This is a genomic window from Streptomyces sp. NPDC001920, from assembly GCF_053594495.1.
Genome location: NZ_JBSFEP010000004.1, coordinates 52,896 through 74,955, shown reverse-complemented (window position 1 = coordinate 74,955; position 22,060 = coordinate 52,896). Strand labels below are relative to the sequence as shown.

Annotated in this window: 21 protein-coding genes; 11 read left to right on the top strand and 10 right to left on the bottom strand. The window is 71.3% G+C overall.

Annotation, left to right across the window (positions count from 1 at the left end):
* Nucleotides 1-18 precede the first annotated feature (18 nt).
* The 4 genes from ACWCPI_RS07865 (at nt 19) to ACWCPI_RS07850 (ending at nt 6,025) form a co-directional block, all read left to right on the top strand.
* Complete coding sequence (locus tag ACWCPI_RS07865; protein ID WP_451037262.1) at nt 19-2,043, top strand: GTP-binding protein; 2,025 nt, start codon at nt 19-21, stop codon at nt 2,041-2,043.
* A 73-nt stretch (nt 2,044-2,116) separates the two neighbouring features.
* Nucleotides 2,117-3,979: a cellulase family glycosylhydrolase gene (locus tag ACWCPI_RS07860; RefSeq protein ID WP_451037261.1), complete on the top strand. Its 1,863-nt coding sequence runs from the start codon at nt 2,117-2,119 to the stop codon at nt 3,977-3,979.
* Nucleotides 3,980-4,040: 61 nt separating this feature from the next.
* Complete coding sequence (locus tag ACWCPI_RS07855; RefSeq protein ID WP_451037260.1) at nt 4,041-4,829, top strand: MerR family transcriptional regulator; 789 nt, start codon at nt 4,041-4,043, stop codon at nt 4,827-4,829.
* Nucleotides 4,826-6,025, top strand: a complete 1,200-nt coding sequence (locus ACWCPI_RS07850; protein WP_451037259.1) for a glycosyltransferase — start codon at nt 4,826-4,828, stop codon at nt 6,023-6,025. The genes ACWCPI_RS07855 and ACWCPI_RS07850 overlap by 4 nt, the downstream gene beginning before the upstream one ends.
* Here ACWCPI_RS07850 and ACWCPI_RS07845 read toward each other — a convergent pair whose 3' ends face one another.
* Complete coding sequence (locus ACWCPI_RS07845; RefSeq protein ID WP_451037258.1) at nt 6,026-7,276, bottom strand: YncE family protein; 1,251 nt, start codon at nt 7,274-7,276, stop codon at nt 6,026-6,028.
* 184 nt (nt 7,277-7,460) lie between these two features.
* Here ACWCPI_RS07845 and ACWCPI_RS07840 point away from each other — a divergent pair, with 184 nt between their 5' ends.
* A complete protein-coding gene (locus tag ACWCPI_RS07840; RefSeq protein WP_451037257.1) occupies nt 7,461-8,123 on the top strand; it encodes a TetR/AcrR family transcriptional regulator in 663 nt (220 codons plus the stop codon).
* Nucleotides 8,124-8,209: 86 nt separating this feature from the next.
* Here the strand turns inward: ACWCPI_RS07840 and ACWCPI_RS07835 are convergent, their stop codons facing one another.
* The 3 genes from ACWCPI_RS07835 to ctaD all read right to left on the bottom strand — a co-directional run bounded on the left by ACWCPI_RS07835 (nt 8,210) and on the right by ctaD (nt 11,531).
* Entirely contained in the window at nt 8,210-9,421 is a 1,212-nt protein-coding gene (locus ACWCPI_RS07835) for a glycosyltransferase (protein ID WP_451037574.1), read from the bottom strand.
* Nucleotides 9,422-9,534: 113 nt separating this feature from the next.
* Entirely contained in the window at nt 9,535-9,888 is a 354-nt protein-coding gene (locus ACWCPI_RS07830) for a hypothetical protein (RefSeq protein ID WP_451037256.1), read from the bottom strand.
* Nucleotides 9,885-11,531 (bottom strand): aa3-type cytochrome oxidase subunit I, encoded by a 1,647-nt coding sequence (ctaD, locus tag ACWCPI_RS07825; RefSeq protein WP_451037255.1) that lies wholly within the window; start codon nt 11,529-11,531, stop codon nt 9,885-9,887. The genes ACWCPI_RS07830 and ctaD overlap by 4 nt, the downstream gene beginning before the upstream one ends.
* A gap of 105 nt (nt 11,532-11,636) precedes the next feature.
* Here ctaD and ACWCPI_RS07820 point away from each other — a divergent pair, with 105 nt between their 5' ends.
* Together ACWCPI_RS07820 and ACWCPI_RS07815 are read left to right on the top strand one after the other, a co-directional pair.
* The gene (locus ACWCPI_RS07820) at nt 11,637-12,170 is read left to right on the top strand and encodes an RNA polymerase sigma factor (protein WP_451037254.1); all 534 of its coding nucleotides are present in this window, start codon (nt 11,637-11,639) and stop codon (nt 12,168-12,170) included.
* On the top strand, nt 12,163-13,305 hold the full coding sequence (locus tag ACWCPI_RS07815) for a CU044_5270 family protein (protein ID WP_451037253.1): 1,143 nt from the start codon (nt 12,163-12,165) through the stop codon (nt 13,303-13,305). Before ACWCPI_RS07820 ends, ACWCPI_RS07815 begins: the two co-directional genes overlap by 8 nt.
* Before the next feature lie 32 nt (nt 13,306-13,337).
* On the opposite strand, the gene ACWCPI_RS07810 is transcribed toward ACWCPI_RS07815, so the two are convergent.
* From ACWCPI_RS07810 to ACWCPI_RS07795, 4 genes are all read right to left on the bottom strand, one after another.
* Nucleotides 13,338-13,604 carry a DUF4235 domain-containing protein gene (locus ACWCPI_RS07810; protein WP_451037252.1) on the bottom strand — a complete coding sequence of 89 codons (267 nt, stop codon included), beginning with the start codon at nt 13,602-13,604 and terminating at the stop codon, nt 13,338-13,340.
* On the bottom strand, nt 13,601-14,032 hold the full coding sequence (locus ACWCPI_RS07805; RefSeq protein WP_451037251.1) for a DUF3618 domain-containing protein: 432 nt from the start codon (nt 14,030-14,032) through the stop codon (nt 13,601-13,603). The genes ACWCPI_RS07810 and ACWCPI_RS07805 overlap by 4 nt, the downstream gene beginning before the upstream one ends.
* On the bottom strand, nt 14,029-14,445 hold the full coding sequence (locus tag ACWCPI_RS07800; RefSeq protein ID WP_451037250.1) for a phage holin family protein: 417 nt from the start codon (nt 14,443-14,445) through the stop codon (nt 14,029-14,031). Before ACWCPI_RS07800 ends, ACWCPI_RS07805 begins: the two co-directional genes overlap by 4 nt.
* Nucleotides 14,446-14,536: 91 nt before the next feature.
* Nucleotides 14,537-15,670 (bottom strand): YihY/virulence factor BrkB family protein, encoded by a 1,134-nt coding sequence (locus ACWCPI_RS07795; protein WP_451037249.1) that lies wholly within the window; start codon nt 15,668-15,670, stop codon nt 14,537-14,539.
* Nucleotides 15,671-15,985: 315 nt separating this feature from the next.
* On the opposite strand from ACWCPI_RS07795, the gene ACWCPI_RS07790 reads away from it, so the two are divergent.
* Nucleotides 15,986-17,170: an alanine--tRNA ligase-related protein gene (locus ACWCPI_RS07790; RefSeq protein ID WP_451037248.1), complete on the top strand. Its 1,185-nt coding sequence runs from the start codon at nt 15,986-15,988 to the stop codon at nt 17,168-17,170.
* A 112-nt stretch (nt 17,171-17,282) separates the two neighbouring features.
* Here ACWCPI_RS07790 and ACWCPI_RS07785 read toward each other — a convergent pair whose 3' ends face one another.
* Nucleotides 17,283-17,648 carry a nuclear transport factor 2 family protein gene (locus ACWCPI_RS07785; RefSeq protein ID WP_388804986.1) on the bottom strand — a complete coding sequence of 122 codons (366 nt, stop codon included), beginning with the start codon at nt 17,646-17,648 and terminating at the stop codon, nt 17,283-17,285.
* A 170-nt stretch (nt 17,649-17,818) separates the two neighbouring features.
* Here ACWCPI_RS07785 and ACWCPI_RS07780 point away from each other — a divergent pair, with 170 nt between their 5' ends.
* On the top strand, nt 17,819-18,061 hold the full coding sequence (locus ACWCPI_RS07780; RefSeq protein ID WP_451037247.1) for a hypothetical protein: 243 nt from the start codon (nt 17,819-17,821) through the stop codon (nt 18,059-18,061).
* 207 nt (nt 18,062-18,268) lie between these two features.
* Here ACWCPI_RS07780 and ACWCPI_RS07775 read toward each other — a convergent pair whose 3' ends face one another.
* Complete coding sequence (locus ACWCPI_RS07775) at nt 18,269-20,023, bottom strand: ABC transporter ATP-binding protein (RefSeq protein ID WP_451037246.1); 1,755 nt, start codon at nt 20,021-20,023, stop codon at nt 18,269-18,271.
* Between the two features lie 192 nt (nt 20,024-20,215).
* Between ACWCPI_RS07775 and ACWCPI_RS07770 the strand changes: the two genes are divergently transcribed.
* Together ACWCPI_RS07770 and ACWCPI_RS07765 are read left to right on the top strand one after the other, a co-directional pair.
* Nucleotides 20,216-21,304: an S-(hydroxymethyl)mycothiol dehydrogenase gene (locus ACWCPI_RS07770; protein WP_451037245.1), complete on the top strand. Its 1,089-nt coding sequence runs from the start codon at nt 20,216-20,218 to the stop codon at nt 21,302-21,304.
* Entirely contained in the window at nt 21,304-21,933 is a 630-nt protein-coding gene (locus ACWCPI_RS07765; protein WP_451037244.1) for an MBL fold metallo-hydrolase, read from the top strand. Before ACWCPI_RS07770 ends, ACWCPI_RS07765 begins: the two co-directional genes overlap by 1 nt.
* Nucleotides 21,934-22,060: the final 127 nt, after the last annotated feature.

The window sequence follows — 22,060 nt, the reverse complement described above, 5'->3', positions numbered from 1 at the left end:
CGAAGGACATGACGCTTCGTGCACATGCTCAACCTCGGGATCCTCGCCCATGTCGACGCCGGTAAGACCAGCCTGACCGAACGCCTGCTGCACACCGCGGGCGTGATCGACGAGATCGGCAGCGTCGATGCCGGGAACACACGGACCGACTCCCTCGCGCTGGAGCGGCAGCGCGGCATCACCATCAAGTCCGCCGTCGTCTCGTTCGAGCTCGACGACGTGACCGTCAACCTCATTGACACCCCCGGCCACCCGGACTTCATCGCCGAGGTCGAGCGGGTCCTCGGTGTGCTGGACGGTGCCGTGCTGGTCGTCTCGGCCGTCGAGGGGGTCCAGCCGCAGACCCGGATCCTGATGCGCACGCTGCAGCGGCTGCGCATCCCCACCCTGGTCTTCGTCAACAAGATCGACCGGCGCGGGGCGCGGTACGACGCCGTCCTCGAAGCGGTGGCCGAGCGGCTGACGGCCGATGTCGTGCCGATGGGCACGGCCGAGGGCCTGGGCACCCGCGACGCCCGCTTCACCCCCGGTCTCGGACCGTCGGCACTCGACGTCCTCGCCGACCACGACGACGAACTGGTGGCGGCGTACGTCGACGGCACGGTGACGCGCGACCGCCTGAACGCAGCCCTCGCGGACCAGACGCGGCGCGCCCTCGTCCACCCCGTGTACTTCGGCTCCGCCGTCACCGGCGCCGGCGTCGGGGCGCTCGTCGAGGGCATCAGGCAGTTGCTGCCCGCGGCCGACGACGACCCGGAAGGGCCGCTCTCCGCCACCGTCTTCAAGGTCGAGCGAGGGCCGGCGGGGGAGAAGGTCGCGTACGCCCGGATGTTCTCCGGGACGCTGCGCACCCGTGACCGTGTCCCCTTCGGCACCCACGGCGGACCGCGGACCGCACAGGCGTCCGGTCGCACCGACGGACCCGGCGACGTACGCGCCGAGGGCCGGATCACCGCCATCAGCGTCTTCGACCGGGGCACGGACGTCCGCTGCGATGCCGTCCCCGCAGGGCGGATCGCCAGGTTGTGGGGGCTGACGGACATCAGGATCGGCGACGCGATCGGCGAACCGCGCAAGGCCCTCGGGCAGTTCTTCGCCCCGCCCACCCTCGAAACGGTCGTCGTCCCGGCCGCCGGCACGGACCGGCGGGCGCTGCACCAAGCCCTCACCCGGCTCGCCGAACAGGACCCGCTGATCGACCTGCGTCACGACGAGATCCGGCAGGAGACCTTCGTCTCCCTCTACGGCGAGGTGCAGAAGGAGGTCATCCAGGCCACCCTCGCCGACGAGTTCGGTCTGGACGTCACCTTCCGGGGGACGACTCCGCTGTGCGTGGAGCGGCCGGTCGGCTCGGGTGCGGCGGTCGAGTTCAAGAAGAAGGACGACAACCCCTTCCTCGCGACGGTCGGCCTGCGCGTCGACCCGGCGCCGACGGGGTCCGGCGTGGACTTCCGGCTGGAGGTGGAGCTGGGCTCGATGCCGTACGCCTTCTTCAAGGCCGTCGAGGACACCGTGCGCGAGACCCTCGGCCAGGGACTGCACGGCTGGCAGATCCCCGACTGCACGGTGACCATGACCCACTCGGGCTACGCGCCCCGCCAGAGCCACGCCCATCAGGGCTTCGACAAGAGCATGTCCAGCACCGGCTACGACTTCCGCGGGCTGACCCCGCTGGTCCTGGTCGAGGCCCTGCGCCGGGCCGGCACCGAGGTCCACGAGCCCCTGCACCGGTTCCGCGTCCAGGCCCCGGCCGACACCCTGGCGGCGCTGCTGCCGGTGCTGGCCAGGCTGCGCGCGGTGCCGCAGACCACCGAGACCCGGGGCGCCTCCTGCGTGCTGGAGGGCTCGGTGCCCGCGGCCCACGTGCACGAGTTGGAGCAGCAGCTGCCCGGACTGACCCGCGGTGAGGGCGAACTGGAGAGCGCCTTCGACCACTACGCGCCCGCCCCGCGCGGCACGGTCCCGGAGCGCCGCCGCAGCGACCTCAATCCGCTGAACCGCAAGGAGTACCTGTTGAACCTGACGCGCAGAGTGGGCGGTTGAGACGGCCGAGCCGGAACTTACTCACGAGTCAGCGGTGTTGACTGTGTCCTGAAATCACCGGACTGTAGTGGACATGCCGAACATACGGACGCGTCTGCTCGTCGTCCTGGTCGTCCTCTTCGGATCCCTGACGGTGGCGGGCCCCTCTCCCGCCACCGCCGCCCCCCTTCCCGGCTCCCTCTGGTTCGACGAAACACCCCTCACCGTGCAGAACGGCCGTTTCACCGACGGCCACGGCCGCGAGGTCGTGCTGCGTGGCTACAACGTCTCCGGTGAGACCAAGCTGGCCGAGAACGGCGGTCTGCCCTTCGCCTCGGTGGCCGACGCGAAGAAGTCCGCCACCGCGCTGCGCGCCCTCGGTGGCGGCAACTCGATCCGCTTCCTGCTCTCCTGGGCGTACGCGGAACCCGAACGCGGCACGGTGGACACCGCGTATCTGGCCGCCGCCACCGCCCAGATCCGCGCCTTCCTGGACGCGGGCATCCGCGTCTACCCCGACTTCCACCAGGACCTCTACTCCCGCCACCTGTTCGACCCCGACAGCTGGTACACCGGCGACGGCGCCCCCAAGTGGGCCGTGGACGCCGGCGACCACCCGGACGAGTCCTGCGGCATCTGCCTCTTCTGGGGCCAGAACATCACCCAGAACGAGGCCGTGAAGCAGGCGTCGTACGACTTCTGGCACAACGAGCACGGCCTGCAGGACGCGTTCCTCGCCACCGCCGAGAAGACGATGGCGTACGTCAGACAGCACACGTCCGCCGCGCAGTTCGCGGGCGTCGTCGGCTTCGACCCCTACAACGAACCGCACGCCGGAGTCCACGACTCCGGCCAGACCAGCCGCACCTGGGAACACGACGTCCTGTGGCCGTTCTACGAGAGGTTCAGGGCCCGCATGGACGCGGCCGGGTGGCAGGACAAGCCGCTGTTCGCCGAGCCGAACCTGTTCTGGAACGCCAACCTCGACTTCCAGCGGCAGGAGGGCGGGCTGCTCGACGCGGGTACGCTCGGGCCGCGGTACGTCTTCAACACCCACTTCTACGACCAGAAGGCCATCTCCGGCGTCTTCATGTGGGGCAAGGCCGCCGACGGCCAGTACGCCGGTGACTTCGGAGCCCTCCGCGACCGCGCCACGGCGGCCAGGACACCGGCGATCGTCAGCGAGTTCGGCCACCCGCTCGCCGGGCCGGTCTCCGACAAGGCGCCCACCGTGCTCAAGGCGATGTACCAGGCCCTCGACTCCCGAGTGCCCGGCGCGAGCTGGTGGTCGAAGCCGACCGGCTCCGGCCCGGTGCTCTCCGGTTCGCAGTGGCAGTGGGACATCTACAACGGACGCCACCGCGAGCTGATGAACGGCAACCCCGACAAGGTCCTCACCGCCGGCGACGCCTGGAACGACGAGGACCTGTCCGCCGTACGCCTCGACGACTCCGGAACGCCGGTACTGCGCCAGGACGCCCGGCTGCTCGACCGGGTCTACCCGAGCGCCACGTCCGGCACCACCGTCGCCTTCACCTACGAGGACCGCTCCCGGGACGGCGGCACGACACTGACCTGGAACCCGGTGCCCAGCTCCCTGCCGAACGTGGCACGGCTGGTGGCAACGGGTCAGTACGCGCTGCTGGTGTGGCGTTCGAACGACGGCTCCGCGCCCACCGAACTGCACCTTCCGGCGTCCTTCCCGACCGGGTCCACCACGGTGGTCTCCGACCTGGCGGCGGTGCACGCGCCGCCATCGTACGCCTCGACGGCACCGGTCGGCGTGGCCGCCGAACCTGGTGGCACGGGAAGCCGCCGGCTGCTGCTCACCGACACCGACTCCGGCGCCCTGCACTACGCGCTGGTGACGAACGGGACGAGCGCCCCGTCGGCCGACCGCCTGGAGGCCGCGCGGTCCGAGCTCACCGCGTGGGCCGCGCGAACGATCGGAAAGTAGCCCGGTTGACCCTCCCCTTACGTCAGGCCGCACCCTGGAGCCCGACGAAAGGGCACGTGAAATGAGCTACTCCGTGGGACAGGTCTCGGCCTTCGCCGGGGTGACCGTGCGCACGCTGCACCACTACGACCGGGCGGGACTGCTCTCGCCGGGTGGCCGCAGCGGCGCCGGTTACCGGCTGTACGGCGACGCCGATCTCGCGCGGCTCCAGCAAATCCTCTTCTACCGCGAACTCGGCTTCTCCCTCGACGAGATCGCCGAGATACTCAAGGACCCGCAGGCGAACGCCCTGGAGCATCTCCAGGCGCGGCTGCGGCGGTTGAGCGAGGAGATAGGCCGGCTCCAGCGCCTGGCCGAGGTGGCCGAGCAGGCGATCCAGGTCCAGCGGACGGGGGTGGAGCTGACGCCCGCCGAACGCTTCGAGGTCTTCGGCGAGATCGCCTTCGACCTCAGCTACGCCACCGAGGCACAGCTGAAGTGGCAGGACTCGGCGGGGCAGAAGGAGTCGATGGCCCGTGCCGCCGCCCACACCAAGGAGGACTGGCGGCAGCTCATGGGCGAGGCCGCCGCCTGGCGCGCGGAACTCCTCGCCGCCTTCGACGACGGCGAGCCGTACCACGGGGCGCGGGCCATGGACCTCGCCGAGGAGCACCGGCTGCACATCGCCCGCTGGTTCACCACCTGCCCGCCCGACATGCACCGGCGCATCGCCGACGACTTCGCCGCCGACCCGCGTGCCTTCGCGCTCGTCGTGCCGCCGTCGCAGCAGCGGCCCGGTCTCGCCGGCTATCTGCGCCAGGCCGTCCACGCGAACGCGGCCCGCCGAGCCGACCAGGAGGAGAACGGATGAGAATCCTGATCGCCGCCGCCGGATCCCGCGGCGACGTCGACCCCTACACCGGCCTGGGGGCGGGCCTGCGCGAGGCCGGGCACGACGTCACCGTCGCCACGACCGACACCTTCGCGCCGCTGGTCCGGGAGGCCGGCCTGGGATTCAGGCCGCTGCCCGCCCGGCCGCAGGCCCCAGGAGGCATCGAGAGCAGGCGTGAACTGATGCGCACCGCGGCCGCGTTCGTCACCGAGCTGGGCCGGGGCTTCGCCGACGCCGTGGACCGGGACACGGACCTGCTCCTGCTGTCGGCCACCACCGCACCGCTCGGCTGGCACCTGGCCGAGGCCCTGGACATTCCGGCGACCGGTGTGCACCTCCAGCCCACCGCCCCGACCGGTGACTTCCCACCCAACATCATGGCCGTCCGCTCCTTCGGCCGCGCCGGCAACCGGCTCGCCGGACGCTTCGCGCTGCGTATGGCCGACCGTGTCTACGCCGAGGCGGTCACCGCGCTGCGCCACCGCCTCGGGCTGCCCCCGCTCGGCCCCGCCGCGATGCGGCGACGTCAGGAGGAAGCGGGTCGGCCCGTCCTGCACGGCTTCAGCACGGCGCTGGTGCCGCGCCCGTCGGACTGGCGCACGGGGCTCGACGTCGTCGGCACCTGGTGGCCGTACGTCGCCCCCGGGCGACGGCTGCCCCAGGAGGTGGAGGACTTCCTGGCGGCCGGGGCGCGCCCGGTGTTCATCGGCTTCGGCAGCATGGCCGCCGGTCACGGTGAGCGGCTCGGTGAGGTCGCCGTGCGGGCGTTGCGCCGGGCCGGGCTGCGCGGCATCGTCCAGGCGGGCAGTGCCGGACTCGCGGTGGCCGGTGACGACGTCCTGACCATCGGCGACGTACCGCACGCGTTGCTGTTCCCGAGGGTGGCCGCGGCGGTGCATCACGCCGGGGCGGGCACCGCGGCGGCGGCCCTGCGCGCCGGGGTGCCCGCGGTCCCGGTGCCGGTGGCGGCGGACCAGCCGTTCTGGGCGGGACGGCTCGCCGGGATCGGCGCGGCCACCGAACCGATCCCCTTCGCGTCCCTCACCGCCGAGCGGCTCGCCGACGCCCTCGGGAAGGCCGTACGGCAGCAGACGTACGCTCGCGCCGCCTCGGCTGCCGCGCGGCACATGGCCACCGAGGACGGGGTGGGGGCGGTCCTGAAGACCCTGGGCTGATCAGCCCGCGGACGGGCCGGTCCAGCCGGCCGGCACCCGGGCCAGGCGGACCCGCTGCGGGTGGTCGCCCACCGGAACCGACACCTGCTTGCGACCGGTGGCGAAGTCGATGGCGGTGACCTGGTCGGTGCCGCTCTCGGAGACCACGCAGGACCTGCCGTCACCGCTGACCGTGGCCCAGTAGGGCTTGGCGGCGGTGACGAGCGGGCCCTCCTGGAGGGTGGCGCGGTCGACCACGGTGGCGTAGTCGTCCATCGTGCCCGCCACGCACAGCTTGCTTCCGTCGGGGCTCATCGACATGCCGTGGTGGCGCGAGTCGTTGACGAAGGTGGTGCGGTCGTCGCTGGTCGCCGGGTTCTTCGGCAGGGTCTTCGTGCGGGTGATCCTGTCGGTGGCGAGGTCGTACTCGAAGAACCCGTTGAAGAACGACACCTGGAAGTACAGCTTCGACTCGTCGGGCGAGAACACGGCGGGCCGCACCGCGTCGGAGTGGTCCTTCAGGCCGAGGGCGTCCAGGCGCTGGCGCATGTCGATGACCTTGACCTGCTTGTACGTGGTCGCGTCGACGACGGTGACGCGCCGGTCACCCTTCGTCCAGTCCAGCCAGGGGGCGTCGGTCTGCGTGTTCACGTCGCCGATCGCCATGTTGTAGATGTACTTGCCGTCCTGGGTGAAGATGTTCTCGTGCGGCTTGTCGCCGGTGGCGAACCTGCCCAGTTCCTTGCCGGTGGAGATGTCCAGCACGTGCACGGTGTTGGAGGTCGAGGCCGACACCGCGACCCGCTTGCCGTCGGGGGAGACCGCCATGTGGTCGGCGCGGTAACCGGACACGGGGAAGCGCCAGTTGATGGCACCGGTGGAGAGGTCGATGGAGACCACGTCGGCGAAGCTCGGCCGGGAGACGACCATCGCGCTGCCGTCCGGGGTGGAGTACATGTCGTCGACGAACTGGTCGTGGCCCTCCCCGACGCTGTTGCGGATCGCCATGAAGTAGATCCACTTGATCGGGTCGGCGTTGATCGCCGCCATCCGCTCGTCCTTGTCGGGGACGACGTCGATACGGCCGATCTTCCCGAAGTCACCGGAGGACTTGATGACATCGGCCGTCCCGTCCCAGTTGTTGCCGACGATCAGCACCTCGCGCAGGGCGGCTGCGGAGGAGTCGGCGGCGGTGGCGGCGGGAGCGGCTGCGACGGTCAGGGCGAGGGCGGCGGCTACGGAGCACAGGTGCCTGGGTCGGATGGCAGGCATGACTGCTCTCTTCCTCTGAGGTGGGGTCTCATGAACTGGGCATGCCAAAGCAGATGGGGAAGAATCTGAACACCATTGCTTTCAGAATCAACTTACTGAAAAGTAAGGAGGGGGTGCCCTTCTCCACAAGAGAGCGGACACGACAAAATTGGCCGTCGGGTCGGCAAGGTGGCGGGAGGACAGTGTGACGGGCAGGCTCAAGGCGCCCACCGGCCGCTACGGCGGCAAGTCGGCCGAGGAACGGCAGGCCGAGCGGCGCCGCCGCTTCCTGGACGCAGCACTGCGGTTGTTCGGTGACCACCCGGGCTACCGGGGCACGACCGTCGCGGCGCTGAGCGAGGCCGCGGGCCTGTCGACACGCCAGTTCTACGAGGAGTTCCGCACCCTGGAGGACGTCCTCGCCGCCCTCCACCTCCAGGTCAACGCGTGGGCGGAAGAAGCCGTCCTGACCGCGGTCGCCGACGCGGAGGGCCTGCCGCTCGCCGAGCGCGCCACGCTCATCTTCCGCGCGTACGCCGCGAACGTCACCGCCGACCCGCGCCGCATCCGCATCACGTTCGTGGAGATCATCGGCGTCAGCCCACGTCTGGAGGAGCAGCGCCTCGCCCGCCGGGCGCGCTGGGTCGAACTCGTCTGCGCCGAAGCGGCGGCCGCCGTCGCCCGCGGCGAGGCGGCGCCGCGCGACTACCGACTCGCGGTGACGGCCTTCATCGGCAGCGTCAACGGGCTGCTGCACGACTGGAGCGCGGGCTGGGTGGAGGCGACACTCGACGAGGTCGTCGACGAACTCGTCCGCATCCTGCTCGGGATCCTGCAGCCGACGGCGCCGGGGCCGGGCGGGGTGTGAGGCGGGGGAGCGGCGCGCGGACGGCCCTGACCCGAGGACGCGCGTGCCGGGGTGAGGCGGGTCGTCGGGGGCGGGAGCCGGCGGGCTCAGCCGCCGAGCCGGTTCACCGCTTCGAGGACAGGGGCCACACCGTCCTCGGCGGCCAGCCCCGCGGCGAGGGCCCGGGCACGACGGCCGTAGGAAAGGTCGCCGGTCGCATCGCGCAATGCCCTCGCGAGGGCCTGTGCCGAGAACGTCCTCAGCGGCACGGCCCGGGGCGCCACGCCGAGCGCCACCAGGCGAGCGCCCCAGAAGCCCTCGTCGAACTGGATCGGTACGGGCACCGCGGGCACACCGGCGCGCAGCCCCGCCGCCGTCGTGCCCGCACCGCAGTGGTGGACCACGGCGGCCACCCGCGGGAACAGCACGGAGTGCGCCACCTCGCCGATGGTCAGGACGTCGTCCCCGGCGCCTTCCAGGCCACCCCAGCCCCGCTGGATCACCCCGCGCAGCCCGGCCCGGCGCAGCGCACCGACGACCTCGGCGCTGAGCCGAGCCGGATCGGGCACGGTCGCGCTGCCGAGGCCCACGAAGACCGGCGGTGGGCCGGCGTCGAGGAAGTCCCGCAGCTCGCCGGGCAGTTGAGCGTCACCGTCGTACGGCCACCAGTAACCCGCCACTTCCAGGCCCGGTCGCCAGTCGCGAGGGCGGGGCACGACCAGAGAACTGAAACCGTGCAGCGCGCGACCCGTTCGCGCGCCGCGGGAGCCGCGACGGGGCAGTCCGAGCGTCGCCCGCACCTGCGGTACGGCCGCTGAGAAGACGCGCTCGACGGCCAGGTTCACACCGTGCCCGGCCAGGCGGTTGCCGAGGCCGCCCCAGGACCCGCCACCGAGCATCGGCGGCCCGAACTCCCGTGTGGGTGCGAGGGGTTGCAGAGGAAGGTCGAGACTCGGCAGCGACAGGCCCTCGGCGATGGCACGGCCCAGAGGTGCGGTGGAGCCCGCCAGGAGCAGGAGGTCGCTGGACCGCGCGGCCGCGAGCATGTCGTCCGTCATCGTCCCGGCCAGGCTCCGCGCCATCGCCACCACGCGCACCAGCTTGCCCACGCCGGTGGCGCTGCGGTGCAGGCGCCGCCCGCGCGCGGACTCCAACTCGGCCCGCGGGTCCACCGGCAGCGGACGGAACCGCAGACCCGCTCGCGTCACCAACTCCTCGAAGCTGCCGTGCGTGACCAGGGTGACCTCGTGCCCGGCCCGGGCCAGGGCGTGCCCGAGTCCGGTGTAGGGAGCCACGTCACCCCGGGAGCCCGCCGTCATGACCGCTACGCGCACCCGGCCAGTATGGCGGCGCGCGGCACCGTGTGCACCGCGGTGGCGAAGGGTGGCCCGTCCACGGGACCGCAATGGCCGAGACGCGAGGGGCCGGGCCGTCACGTCGCGGTGGCCTGGGTCAGGCACACCACCACGACGCCCACGGCCGCCGTCACGACCCACCCCAGCAGGCAGCCGGCCAGCAGCCGGCGCCGCAGGCCGCGGTAGACCTCCTCGTACTCGTTCCGCAGGGTCCCGGCCCGCACCGCCGTGCGCTGCCAGGAGTCACGGGCGAGTACGAGGTACTCCGCTTCGAAACGATCCTGCAGGAACGTCCTCTGACCGTCTGTCAGCCAGTCGAGCGGGTCCGTGACCCGGGCGGCCGCCGCCCGTCCCTCGGCCCGGGCCGCGGCGAGCAGCAGATGGCCCTCGATGTCGTTGATCAGCGTGCGCGACTCCTCCATGGCGGTCATCGGCTCGTCAACTTCCGCTCCGGGGCGGGGGCTTCGGCGCCCACGAGGGGGTGGTGGAGGTCGAAGGCCGGGGACTCGCTCCGGATCCGGGGGAGCGCCACGAAGTTGTGCCGTGGGGGTGGGCAGGACGTCGCCCACTCCAGTGAGCGGCCGTAGCCCCACGGGTCGTCGGCGCCGACCGGCTTGCCGTACCTGGCCGTCTTCCACACGTTGTAGAAGAACGGCAGCAGGGAGAGTCCCAGCACGAAGGAGAACACGCTCGACAGCGTGTTGAGGGCCGTCAGTCCTTCCACCGCCAGATAGTCGGGGATCCGGCGCTGCATGCCGCCCACGCCCAGCCAGTGCTGGACCAGGAAGGTGCCGTGGAAGCCGATGAACAGCGTCCAGAACGTGATCTTGCCAAGGCGCTCGTCGAGCATCCTGCCGGTGAACTTCGGCCACCAGAAGTGGAAGCCGGAGAACATCGCGAACACCACCGTGCCGAAGATGACGTAATGGAAGTGGGCCACCACGAAATAGGTGTCGGACGTCGGGAAGTCCAGCGGCGGCGAGGCGAGCATGACGCCGGTCAGACCACCGAAGACGAAGGTGACGAGGAAGCCGACTGCCCACAGCATGGGGGTCTCGAAGGACAGTGAACCGTTCCACATGGTGCCGATCCAGTTGAAGAACTTCACGCCGGTGGGTACGGCGATGAGGAACGTCATGAAGGCGAAGAACGGCAGCAGCACACCGCCGGTGACGTACATGTGGTGCGCCCACACCGTCACGGACAGACCCGCGATCGCGATGGTCGCCGCGATCAGACCCATGTAGCCGAACATCGGCTTGCGGGAGAAGACCGGGATGACCTCACTGATGATGCCGAAGAACGGCAGCGCGATGATGTACACCTCCGGGTGGCCGAAGAACCAGAAGAGGTGCTGCCACAGCAGCGCTCCGCCGTTGGCCGAGTCGAAGATGTGCGCGCCGAACTTGCGGTCCGCCTCCAGCGCGAACAGCGCCGCGGCCAGGACCGGGAAGGCGAGCAGGACCAGCACACCGGTCAGCAGCACGTTCCAGGTGAAGATCGGCATGCGGAACATCGTCATGCCGGGGGCGCGCATGCAGATGATCGTGGTGATGAAGTTGACCGAGCCGAGGATGGTGCCGAAGCCGGAGAAGGCCAGACCCATGATCCACATGTCGGCGCCGATGCCCGGGCTGCGGACCGCGTCCGACAGCGGGGAGTAGGCGAACCAGCCGAAGTCGGCCGCGCCCTGCGGGGTGAGGAAGCCACCGACCGCGATGAGCGAGCCGAAGAGGTACAGCCAGTAGGCGAACATGTTCAGCCGGGGGAAGGCCACGTCCGGCGCGCCGATCTGCAGCGGCATGATCCAGTTCGCGAAGCCGGCGAACAGCGGCGTCGCGAACATCAGCAGCATGATCGTGCCGTGCATCGTGAACGCCTGGTTGAACTGCTCGTTCGACATGATCTGCAGACCAGGCCGGGCCAGCTCGGCGCGCATGAGCAGCGCCATCACGCCACCGATCACGAAGAACGCGAACGACGTGACCAAATAGAGCGTTCCGATCGTCTTGTGGTCGGTGGTCGTCAACCACCGGACGGCCTTGACGCTCTCGATGTCTCTGATCCTCTTCACGCCCCGCCTGTGTCCGCCCACCGCCCGGACGTCACACTTGCCGGGCGCGACGAGAATCACGGAAAAGGGTGTGACGATCCGGCGGGTGCCGGACACGGACGGAACATGAGCAACGACGAGATCTTCGCCGCTGCCTATCGCGAGCACTACTGGGCGGTCAGCCGCTATGTCGCGCGGCGACTGGACGGGCGCATGAGTGAGGTCGAGGAAGTGGTGGCGGAGGTGTTCACCGTCGCCTGGCGGCGCCGGGACGACCTCCCGGCCGCCCCGCTGCCCTGGCTGTACGGCGTGGCACGCAACTGCCTGGCGAACGCGGTACGCGGCTTCGGGCGCCGGCGACGGCTGGTGGACCGGCTCGGCAACGACGACACGGCACACGGCCGGCACATCGAGGCCGGTCCCGACGCCGAGTCACCGGGCGCCTGGGTGCACGAGGCGCTCGCCCGGCTCTCCCCGGCGGACCAGGAGGTGCTGCGGCTGGCTGCCTGGGAGGAACTCGGCGTCGACGAGATCGCCGTCGTCCTCGGCTGCGGCAGCCGGGCCGCGGCGATGCGGCTGCACCGCGCCCGCCGACGACTGAGATCCGAGATCGACCGCATGACACCCGCGACCGCATCGAAGGAACACGGCCATGGCTGACGAACTCGAACTCCTGCGCCGTGCCGACCCCGTGCCGGCCGACGGCACCTACCTCGCCGACGGACCCTTGGACGACCGCGCCGAACGCCACCTCGACCGGCTGCTGCACGACAGTCCCACCGAGCCCGGGGGGCGTTTCGGACGTCCCGCACAGCACCCACGGCACCCGGCACGCCCTCTCGCCGGACCGGCCGAAACCCCGGCCGCACCCCGTACGAGGGCTTCCGTCCGGCACACCGAGAGCGCGCACCGGACACCACGGGCAGCACCGCACAGGGCCTTCGAAACACCCCCTGGCCGCCGTACCCGCCTGGCATGGGGCCTCGCGGCCTCGGCGGTCGTCGCCGCACTGGTGTCGGCGCTGCTGTTCACCGCACCCACCACCGCGCCCGCGGTCGCCGCGCCCCGCCCGCTGGTCGTCCAGGCCGACTCCACCCCCGTAGCCCTCGACGCCGTGGCACGGCGGGCGGCGGCGGCCGCGGCCGACGGGTCACCGGCCCTGCGCAAGGGCACCCATGTGCAGTCGTGGAGCCTCGGCATGAGCGAGGACAAGCCGCCGATCACCCTCCCCGAGGAACGCATCGTGCGCTGGCACGCCGACGACAGCCACACCGAGCTGGTGGTGGCGACCGACCCGAGGCATCCGGGCCGGCCGGTGCTGCGGGAGACGGACGGCGAACCGCGTCTCGTCGAGGACGGCCACGTCCTCAGCAGGCGGACGTACCCGCCGAGTTGGAGCGACGCCCCGCCAAAGTCACCGCCGCCGCACGACGCCGCCGGGCTGCGCGCCTACCTCCAGCAGACCCGGTACAGCGACGAGCCGATGGACGCGGCGGGACTGCTGGACGCCGTCCGGGTGCTGCTGGACCACTGGACCCTCGGCGTCCGCGAGACCACCGCGCTCGCCGGACTCCTCGCCGACACCGAGGGGTTGCGGCCGGCCGGGCAGGTCACGGACCGGCTGGGAAGGCGGGGGCAGGCGTACGTGTACGAAAGCTCCGGCGTCCGGCGCATGCTCGTCCTCGACCCCGCCACCGGTACGGTCCTCGGCCTGGAGACCACCTTCACCGCGGACCAGCCGGAGTACGGTGTCGAGGCCGGGGACGTGATGGAGTACAGCGCCTGGATGCGCTGACGCGGTCGTGCCGCGCCCTGCCGGCCGGGTGCTCAGCCGGGCCAGGTACCCGTCAGGCGGCGGGTCGCCGTGGCTCCGGCGCGGTCGACTCCGGCCTTCACCGCGGCGAAGATGGCGCCCTGGACGGTCGCCGCCGTCAGGACCTCCTTCCAGGTGCGCTCCTCGTCGGTGGCGTCCGGCGCGTCCTCGTCGTGACCGAGCATCTTCCAGGTCTGCTTGAAGGCCGCGCCCGCCAGCATGCCGCTGACGGCCCCGAGGGCGAGACCCACGGGCTTGTAGGCGATCTTTGCGCTGTTCATCGATGGGCTCCCGCGCGACGACGGCGTGCCAGCAGGACGGCGCCGCCCACCGCGGCCGTCCCGACGAGCAGGGCACCGGGGTGCTGCCGAGCGGTCCGCAGGCCGCGGTCGGTCCGCTCCCGGATCGGCTCGGGCGTCCTGTCCTGCACCATGTGGCCGGCCCGGGACGCGGTGTCCCGGACGCGGTGGGCTGCCCGGTCGGCCTTGTCCTGCACCGGCTGCGGAACCTTCTCCCGCACCCGCCGGGCCACGTCGGCGGCTGTGTGGCCGACCTGTTCCCTGGCCTCCTGGGCCTTCTCCTGGGTACGGCTCTTCACATCGGCCCGGGAGGCGAGCTCCTCCACGGTCCTGCCCAGTTCCTCCCGGGTCTGCTCGATCTGCTCGCGCAGTTCGTCGGGGCCCTTGCCGGGCGTCGCGCCACCGGTCATCGCTGTGCCCTTTCCCTGATCTCGGCCACATCGGCCTTGACGCTGTCGATGGACTGCTCGGGCGCGGGCGGGGTCGCCTGCCGCACCTTCGCCCTGCCCACCGCCGCCATCACCGCGGCGACGACGAGCAGGCCCCCCGTGATGATCAGCCCGGCGGCCCACACCGGCAGCGGCACGGCGAGGGCCGCGATCGCGGTGGCCACCATCGCCTGCAGGGCGAGGAAGCCGACCAGTCCGGCACCGCCGAACATGCCGCCGCCCATGCCCAGGCGCTTGCCCTTCTGTGTCATCTCCGTCTGGGCCAGCCGCATCTCGGCGCGGACCAGGTCGGTCAGTTCCCGGGAAGCCTCCTGGACCAGTTCGCCGACCGACGCGTCGGAGCGGGAGCGGTACTGCGGTTGCAGGGTGGTCATGAGGGTCACCTTCTCCCCTTGCGGATGGGGTTCGCGGACGGGCTGTGGCGCCGGGTACCCGGGCGTCGCCCTGCCGTACCGCGCGGCCGCGTCATGTGTCACGCAGGCGGCGCCGGTCCTGTTCGTCCCAGGCGCGGGTGTCGCGCGGGGTGGTGTAGGGCTCCTCCTCGGGCGGGTGCCCGCCGGCGATCGCGCGCTGCCGGGCGGCCTCCGCGTCGAACTCCAGACCGAGCAGGATGGCCAGATTGCCGACCCACAGCCAGATCAGGAAGACGATCACGCCCGCCATCGTGCCGTAGGTCTTGTTGTACGAGGCGAAGTTGGCGACGTAGAACGCGAAGCCCGCGGAGGCGATCATCCAGATCAGCAGCGCGAGACAGCTGCCCGGGGTGATCCACTTGAAGCCGCGCACCTTGGCGTTCGGCGTGGCCCAGTACAGGATCGCGATCATGGTGGTCACCAGGACGGCCAGGACGGGCCACTTGGCGATGGCCCAGGCCGTCAGGGCCGTGTCGCCGATGCCCAGGGTGGAGCCGACTTCGCGGGCCAGGGCGCCGGTGAACACGACGATCAGCGCGCTGAGCACGGCCAGCACCATCAGGACGACGGTCACGCCCAGCCGGACGGGCAGGACCTTCCAGATCGGGCGCCCCTCGGGCATGTCGTAGACGGCGTTGGCGGTGCGGATGAACGCGGCGACGTAGCCGGAGGCCGACCACACCGCCAGGAGCAGACCCACGACGGCCATCACGGACCCGACGCCGCTGTTGCCCTGCAACTGTTCGACCGCACCGGTCAGGATGTCCCTGGCGGAGCCGGGCGCGAGCTTGTTGATGTTGTCCAGGACGGCGTTCGTGGCGGATCTGCCGGCCAGGCCGAGTATGGACACCAGCACCAGCAGGGCAGGGAAGAGCGACAGCACTCCGTAGTAGGTCAGCGCCGCGGCGCGGTCGGTCAGCTCGTCGTCCTTGAACTCCCGCAGCGTGCCCTTGAGCACCGCACCCCACGACCGCCGGGGCAGTTCCCCCGGGGTGTCGGGCGCCCGCTCCTCCACCTGTGGATCCGGCCCGAACGACTCCTGCGAGTCCTCCGACGTGCCGGATGCCTCCGGCTCTGCCCGGTCGGCGGGCGACCGGTCGGGGGCCGTCCGCTCGGTGCCGGACGGCGGTGACGGGCTGTTCCGCCCTTGGTGTTCCTTGTGCCTGGATCTGAGCAGTCGGTTCATGGGCCCCGGGTATCCCCACTTCTTCGGGCTCACGCGTGGCCACGCCCCCGCAAATCGCGGGTCAGCCGCTCCGGCCGGATGGGCGGCGGGAAAATCCGGCGACAGCCCCGACACGCCCTGTTACCGTCGCTCCCATGAAGGTCACCAGGCACACCCGCACCGCAGCCGCGCGAGCGACCAGCTCCTCGGCTGCCGACGCCTGACCCCTTCCCCCCGGCGGCCGGAAACGGACCGCCGGTGTGCGCCTTGCTTCTCTCCCAGGTCGAAACCCGTTCTGCGGTCCCCTCCGGTCCCCATGACCCGAAGGAAACCGCGATGACCACCACACCGACCACCGACGAGATCCTCGGCACCTTCACCGACTTCTTCCGCGAACGCGGACACGAACCCGTCAGCGGCGGCACGCTGCTGCCGCCGCCCTCCGACCCGGTGCTCTTCACCACCTCGGGCATGCACCGGCTCACGCCCTACCTGGAAGGCCGGCCCCATCCACAGGGACGGCGCCTGGTCGACGTCCAGCGCTGTCTGCGCACCACCGACCTCGACGAGGTCGGCGACCGTACCCATCTGACCGTGTTCGAGATGCTCGGCTCCTGGTCGCTGGGCGACTACGGCCATACCCAGAGCCTGCGTTGGGGGTACGAGCTGCTGCGCGACGGATTCGGCATCCCGCGGGAGCGGATGCACGTCAGCGTCTTCGGCGGGGACGACGAGGTCGGCCCCGACCGTGAATCGCTGCGCCAGTGGCAGGAGTTGGGACTGCCCGTGGAGCTGACGCGCGACGACAACTGGTGGTCGCACGGTCCCGTCGGCCTGTGCGGCCCCGACTCGGAGATCTTCGTCTGGACCGGGAACCCCGGCACCCCGCCCCAGGGCACCCCCACCACCGACCCACGGTGGGTCGAGGTGTGGAACCACGTCAGCATGCGCTACCGACGCCTTGAGGACGGCGGCCTCCAACCCCTCGAACAGCCCTGTGTGGACACGGGCATGGGACTGGAACGACTGGTGACGGTCCTCCAAGGACACGACTGCGTCTACGACACCGACCTGTTCGAACCGTGGACGAGGCTGCTGCCGCCCCTGTGGAACCTGCGGGAGACACCGCGACGGCTCGTCTGCGACCACCTGCGCTCCGGCATCGTCGTCATCGGTGACGGCGTACGTCCCTCTCCCACCGGACGCGGCCATGTCCTGCGCCGGCTGATCCGCCGTGCCCTCACCACCCTGTGGCGCGACGACCCCTCCCGCACCCTGTCGGACCTGCCCGAGGAACTCCTCGGGCACACCCTGGACCACTTCCGGCAGCCCTGCGACTCCACAGAGGTGCGCCAGGTGCTCGTGGAGGAGGAACGGCGCTTCAGCCGCCTCCTGGAGCGAGGGCGCCGGGTCCTGGACAGGCCGCGGTTCGACGGGCCGCTGAGCGACGAGGACTACCGCTACCTGCACGACACCCACGGCCTGCCACGCGACCTGGTCATGACGCTGCGCACCCTCTGACCGTGGGCCAGGGTCCAGGTCGCCCCGGGGAGACCTGGACCTTCGGCGGCTTGCGTCCGCGGCGGCTTCGGGCTTCGCCGGCCCACGTCCACGGACGGCTCCCCCTATTCGTCTATTCGTCCCACGCCTCGATCAGGATCTGCCGGGAGATCTTGCCGTCGCGCAGCGTGATCATCGACTCGGACAGGACACGCACTCCGTCCGCGTACTCGCAGGACTCGCTGTAGGCCGCGTGGTCCCCCTGGACGACGCATCCCTCCAGCTTGTGCGTCATGTCGCGGCTGTAGACGTCGCCGAGCATGTCGGCGATCTCGCCGCGGCCGCGCAGCACCTTGGGGTGGCTGGGCTGGGAGTTGCGGTTGACGACGCGCAGTTCGGCGTCGTCGGCGTACAGCGACAGCAGCGTGTCCGGGGTCTGTCCCTCGATGCCCCGGCGCAGGGTCTCGGTGTCGAACGACGGGTTCGTGGTGGTGCCCATGGTGACCTCCTGCGAGGCCCGCGGCACGGCGAGGAGTGGCCGCGAGGACCTCTGATGAAGAGACTCCTCCGCCCCGCCGGACTCGGCAAGCGCAGCCCGAGCGCTGGGCCTGACGGGTGAGCCCCGCGGGGTGGCCGTGTCCGGCGGCGGCGCCCTTCCGTTCCTGGAACATGATCTCAACTCCGATTCTCGCCGCCGCCGTTGGTCTCGCCGCGGGCCTCACCGGTCTCACCGCGCCGCTGGCGGCCCCGGCCCACGCGGACACCCGGAACGCGGGACCCCAGCTGAACCCGATCACCGCGCTCGACTCGCTCGCGACGACCGGGATCCCCGAGCAGCACAAGCACCGGGTCCCGAGGGTCTCGCAGCAGCTGGGTCACCTCGATCACATCAACCAGCTGAACCGGCTCTGAGGACACCGCCGCGTCACCGACTCACAGCAAGGGCCGTCCGGGACCGCGCCGGACGGCCCTTCGCGTGTGCCCGCAACGAGGTGCCGAGAGCGAGATGCCGAGAGCGATGCGCCGAGAGTGACGTCCCCTGCACCCAGCGGGGCAGGCGAGCGGGCCGGGCGGGGCCCTCGTCTCGCCGGGACCGTTCCGCTCGCCGTCCCGGCGCCGTCAGCCTGCCGTCGCCAGGAACTGCGTCGCCGCCAGCTCCGCGTAGAGCGGATCCCGCGCGACGAGTTCGCGGTGCGTGCCCACCGCACGTACCCGGCCCGCGTCCATCACCACGATCCGGTCGGCCATCGTCACCGTCGACAGCCGGTGCGCGACGACCAGAACCGTGGTCGTACGGGCCACATCGGCGACCGTGTCACGCAGGGCCGCCTCGTTCACCGCGTCCAGCTGCGAGGTGGCCTCGTCGAGCAGGAGCAGCCGAGGGCGGCGCAGCAGGGCGCGGGCGATGGCGACACGCTGGCGCTCGCCGCCGGACAGCTTGGTGCCGCGATGCCCGACCAGGGTGTCGAGCCCGCCCGGCAACCGCGCGACCAGGTCGTCGAGGCGCGTGGTCTTCAGCACCCGTGCGACCGTGTCGTCGTCCGCCTCGGGATTGCCCAGCAGCAGGTTGTCCCGCAGCGAGCCGGACAGGACCGGGGCGTCCTGCTCCACATAGCCGATGGCGGACCGCAGCTGGGGCAGCTCCCAGTCCGTCAGATCCCGTCCGTCGAGGGTGATCGTCCCGGCCTCCGGGTCGTAGAACCGCTCGATCAGCGAGAACACGGTCGTCTTGCCCGCCCCCGACGGGCCGACGAACGCCGTCATGCCCTGCGCGGGGACCGCGAAGGTCACGCCGTGGTGGACGTACGGCAGATCGTCGGCGTACCGGAAGCGGACGTCCTCGAAGGCCACAGCGGCGGGCTCGGCGCCCGCCGCGGGCAACGGCGCCGCCGCGGCGGCCGGTTCGGCGGGCAGCCGCAGCGCCTCCTGGATGCGGGCGAGCGCCGCCGACCCCGTCTGGTACTGCGTGATCGCGCCGACGACCTGCTGTATCGGCGACATCAGATAGAAGACGTACAGCAGGAACGCGACCAGGGTGCCGATGTCGATGGCTCCGGTCGCCACCCGTGCCCCGCCCACCGCGAGCACCGTGATGAAGGCGATCTGCATGGCCAGCCCGGCCGTGTTGCCCGCCGCAGCCGACCACTTGGCGGCCCGCACGCTCTGCCGCCAGGACTCCTGTGCCGCCTCGTGCAGGGTCCGTTCCTCCCGGTGCTCGGCGCCGGACGCCTTCACCGTGCGCAGCGCGCCGAGGATCCGTTCCAGCGAGGCACCCATCACCCCGACCGCGTCCTGCGCCTGCCGGCTGGCCGTGTTGATGCGCGGCACGATCACACCGAGAACGGTGCCGGCACCCAGGATCACGCCGAGCGTGACCGCCAGCAGCACCGGATCCACCAGGCCCATCATCACCACCGTCGCCACCAGCGTGAGCCCTCCGGTGCCGAGGCCCACCAGCGAGTCGGTGGTGACCTCGCGCAGCAGCGTCGTGTCCGAGGTGATGCGGGCCATCAGATCGCCCGGCTCACTGCGGTCGACGGCGGTGATGCGCAGCCGCAGCAGATACGACGACAGGGAGCGCCGCGCGCCCAGCACCACCGACTCGGCGGTCCGCCGCAGCACGTACGAACCGAGCGCTCCCAGCGCCGCGTTGGCCACGACCAGCCCGGACATCAGCAGCAGCGCCCCGGTGATGGTCCGGTCGTGGGACAGGTCGTCGATCAACTCCCGTGCCACCAAAGGGAGAAAAAGCCCGGTCGCGCCCGTGACCAGCGAGAGCACGGCGCCCGTCAGCAGGGCCCACCGGTGCGGGCGTACATAGGCGAGCAGCAGTCGCCACGCGGGCTGGTCGGTGGGTGTCCGGGCTGGTCTCACGGTGCTCCTTCGGAGTCGGACGGGAGCACTCAGGCTACGTCGGACCGTCCCCCGCGGGCCCGCCGGTTCCGGGCGTGGGACGGGCTGCCGTACGGGCCGGACGATGTGAAGACCGTGTTCCGTGCCTTTACCGATCAGCCACGACTAGGGTCGGAAGTGGACGCAGAGCCGCCGAGGGAAGGGTGGAGCACCATGGCGCAGGAAGTACGCGGCGTGATCGCACCGGGCAAGGACGAGCCGGTGCGGGTGGAGACGGTCGTGGTGCCGGATCCGGGGCCGGGTGAGGCCGTGGTGAAGGTGCAGGCGTGCGGGGTGTGCCATACCGACCTGCACTACAAGCAGGGCGGCATCAGCGACGACTTCCCCTTCCTGCTGGGCCACGAGGCCGCGGGCGTCGTCGAGGCGGTGGGTGCCGGGGTCACCGATGTCGGGCCCGGCGACTTCGTCATCCTCAACTGGCGTGCGGTGTGCGGCCAGTGCCGGGCCTGTCAGCGCGGACGCCCCTGGTACTGCTTCGCCACCCACAACGCCCGGCAGAAGATGACCCTCGCGTCGACCGGCCAGGAGCTCTCCCCGGCCCTCGGCATCGGCGCCTTCGCGGAGAAGACCCTGGTCGCGGCCGGGCAGTGCACCAAGGTCGACGCGTCGGTGGCCCCGCAGGTGGCGGGCCTGCTGGGCTGCGGCGTGATGGCCGGGATCGGCGCCGCGATCAACACCGGCGGCGTCGGACGCGGCGACACCGTCGCGGTGATCGGCTGCGGTGGGGTCGGGGACGCGGCGATCGCCGGGGCGCGCCTGGCCGGGGCCGCGAGGATCATCGCCGTGGACATCGACGACCGCAAACTGCACAAGGCACGGTCCATGGGAGCCACCCACAGCGTCAACTCCGAGGAGACCGACCCGGTCGAGGCGATCCGGGAGCTGACCGGCGGTTTCGGCGCGGACGTCGTCATCGAGGCGGTCGGCCGCCCGGAGACGTACCGGCAGGCCTTCTACGCACGTGACCTCGCCGGCACGGTCGTCCTCGTGGGCGTACCCACCCCGGAGATGAAGCTGGAGCTGCCGCTGCTGGACGTCTTCGGACGAGGCGGAGCGCTCAAGTCGTCCTGGTACGGCGACTGCCTGCCGTCCCGTGACTTCCCGATGCTGATCGACCTGCATCTGCAAGGACGCCTGGACCTGGGCGCGTTCGTGACCGAGACCATCGAACTGGGCGAGGTGGAGAAGGCGTTCGAGCGGATGCACCACGGTGACGTCCTGCGCTCGGTGGTGATGCTGTGATGGCCGCCCGTATCGAACGCCTCGTCACCTCCGGGCAGTTCACCCTGGACGGCGGCACCTGGGACGTCGACAACAACGTGTGGCTCGTCGGCGACGACCACGAGGTGGTCGTCATCGACGCCGCGCACGACGCCGACGCCATCGCCGAGGCCGTCGCGGACCGCCGCCTCACCGCCATCGTCTGCACCCACGCCCACAACGACCACATCGACGCGGCGCCCGCCCTGGCCGACCGCACCGGCGCCACGATCTGGCTGCACCCCGACGACCTGCCGCTGTGGAAGCAGACCCACCGGGACCGAGAGCCCGACGCACACCTCCAGGACGGGCAGATCATCGAGGCCGCGGGCGCCGACCTGAAGGTCATGCACACCCCGGGTCACGCGCCGGGCGCGGTGTGCCTGCACGACCCCGGTCTGGGCGTCGTCTTCACCGGCGACACCCTCTTCAAGGGCGGTCCGGGCGCCACGGGCCGCTCCTACTCCCACTTCCCGACGATCATCGGTTCGATCCGTAACCGCCTGCTGTCCCTGCCCCCCGAGACCAGGGTCCTCACCGGCCACGGCGACGCCACCACCATCGGCGCGGAGGCCCCGCACCTGCAGGAGTGGATCGACCGGGGCCACTGAGACGACCGGCGGAACGCGAGGGCGAGCCGCTCGGCCTGTCCCTTCCGTCTCTTGGACGAACCCCATGCAAAAGAGGACAGAAGATGTCCGGTTTGCCCGGCACCCTCAAGAGCGACAACGCTCACAC

Bases quoted from the DNA above. Each gene is read 5' to 3' on its own strand.
- ACWCPI_RS07830 (WP_451037256.1), bottom strand. From the start codon at position 9,888: ATGACCGCCATGGAGGAGTCGCGCACGCTGATCAACGACATCGAGGGC.
- ACWCPI_RS07815 (WP_451037253.1), top strand. From the start codon at position 12,163: ATGGCTGACGAACTCGAACTCCTGCGCCGTGCCGACCCCGTGCCGGCC.
- ACWCPI_RS07780 (WP_451037247.1), top strand. From the start codon at position 17,819: ATGATCTCAACTCCGATTCTCGCCGCCGCCGTTGGTCTCGCCGCGGGC.
- ACWCPI_RS07765 (WP_451037244.1), top strand. From the start codon at position 21,304: ATGGCCGCCCGTATCGAACGCCTCGTCACCTCCGGGCAGTTCACCCTG.
- ACWCPI_RS07845 (WP_451037258.1), bottom strand. From the start codon at position 7,276: ATGCCTGCCATCCGACCCAGGCACCTGTGCTCCGTAGCCGCCGCCCTC.
- ACWCPI_RS07770 (WP_451037245.1), top strand. From the start codon at position 20,216: ATGGCGCAGGAAGTACGCGGCGTGATCGCACCGGGCAAGGACGAGCCG.
- ACWCPI_RS07860 (WP_451037261.1), top strand. From the start codon at position 2,117: ATGCCGAACATACGGACGCGTCTGCTCGTCGTCCTGGTCGTCCTCTTC.
- ACWCPI_RS07835 (WP_451037574.1), bottom strand. From the start codon at position 9,421: ATGACGGCGGGCTCCCGGGGTGACGTGGCTCCCTACACCGGACTCGGG.
- ACWCPI_RS07790 (WP_451037248.1), top strand. From the start codon at position 15,986: ATGACCACCACACCGACCACCGACGAGATCCTCGGCACCTTCACCGAC.
- ACWCPI_RS07785 (WP_388804986.1), bottom strand. From the start codon at position 17,648: ATGGGCACCACCACGAACCCGTCGTTCGACACCGAGACCCTGCGCCGG.
- ACWCPI_RS07850 (WP_451037259.1), top strand. From the start codon at position 4,826: ATGAGAATCCTGATCGCCGCCGCCGGATCCCGCGGCGACGTCGACCCC.
- ACWCPI_RS07855 (WP_451037260.1), top strand. From the start codon at position 4,041: ATGAGCTACTCCGTGGGACAGGTCTCGGCCTTCGCCGGGGTGACCGTG.
- ACWCPI_RS07800 (WP_451037250.1), bottom strand. From the start codon at position 14,445: ATGACCACCCTGCAACCGCAGTACCGCTCCCGCTCCGACGCGTCGGTC.
- ACWCPI_RS07820 (WP_451037254.1), top strand. From the start codon at position 11,637: ATGAGCAACGACGAGATCTTCGCCGCTGCCTATCGCGAGCACTACTGG.
- ACWCPI_RS07795 (WP_451037249.1), bottom strand. From the start codon at position 15,670: ATGAACCGACTGCTCAGATCCAGGCACAAGGAACACCAAGGGCGGAAC.
- ACWCPI_RS07805 (WP_451037251.1), bottom strand. From the start codon at position 14,032: ATGACCGGTGGCGCGACGCCCGGCAAGGGCCCCGACGAACTGCGCGAG.
- ACWCPI_RS07810 (WP_451037252.1), bottom strand. From the start codon at position 13,604: ATGAACAGCGCAAAGATCGCCTACAAGCCCGTGGGTCTCGCCCTCGGG.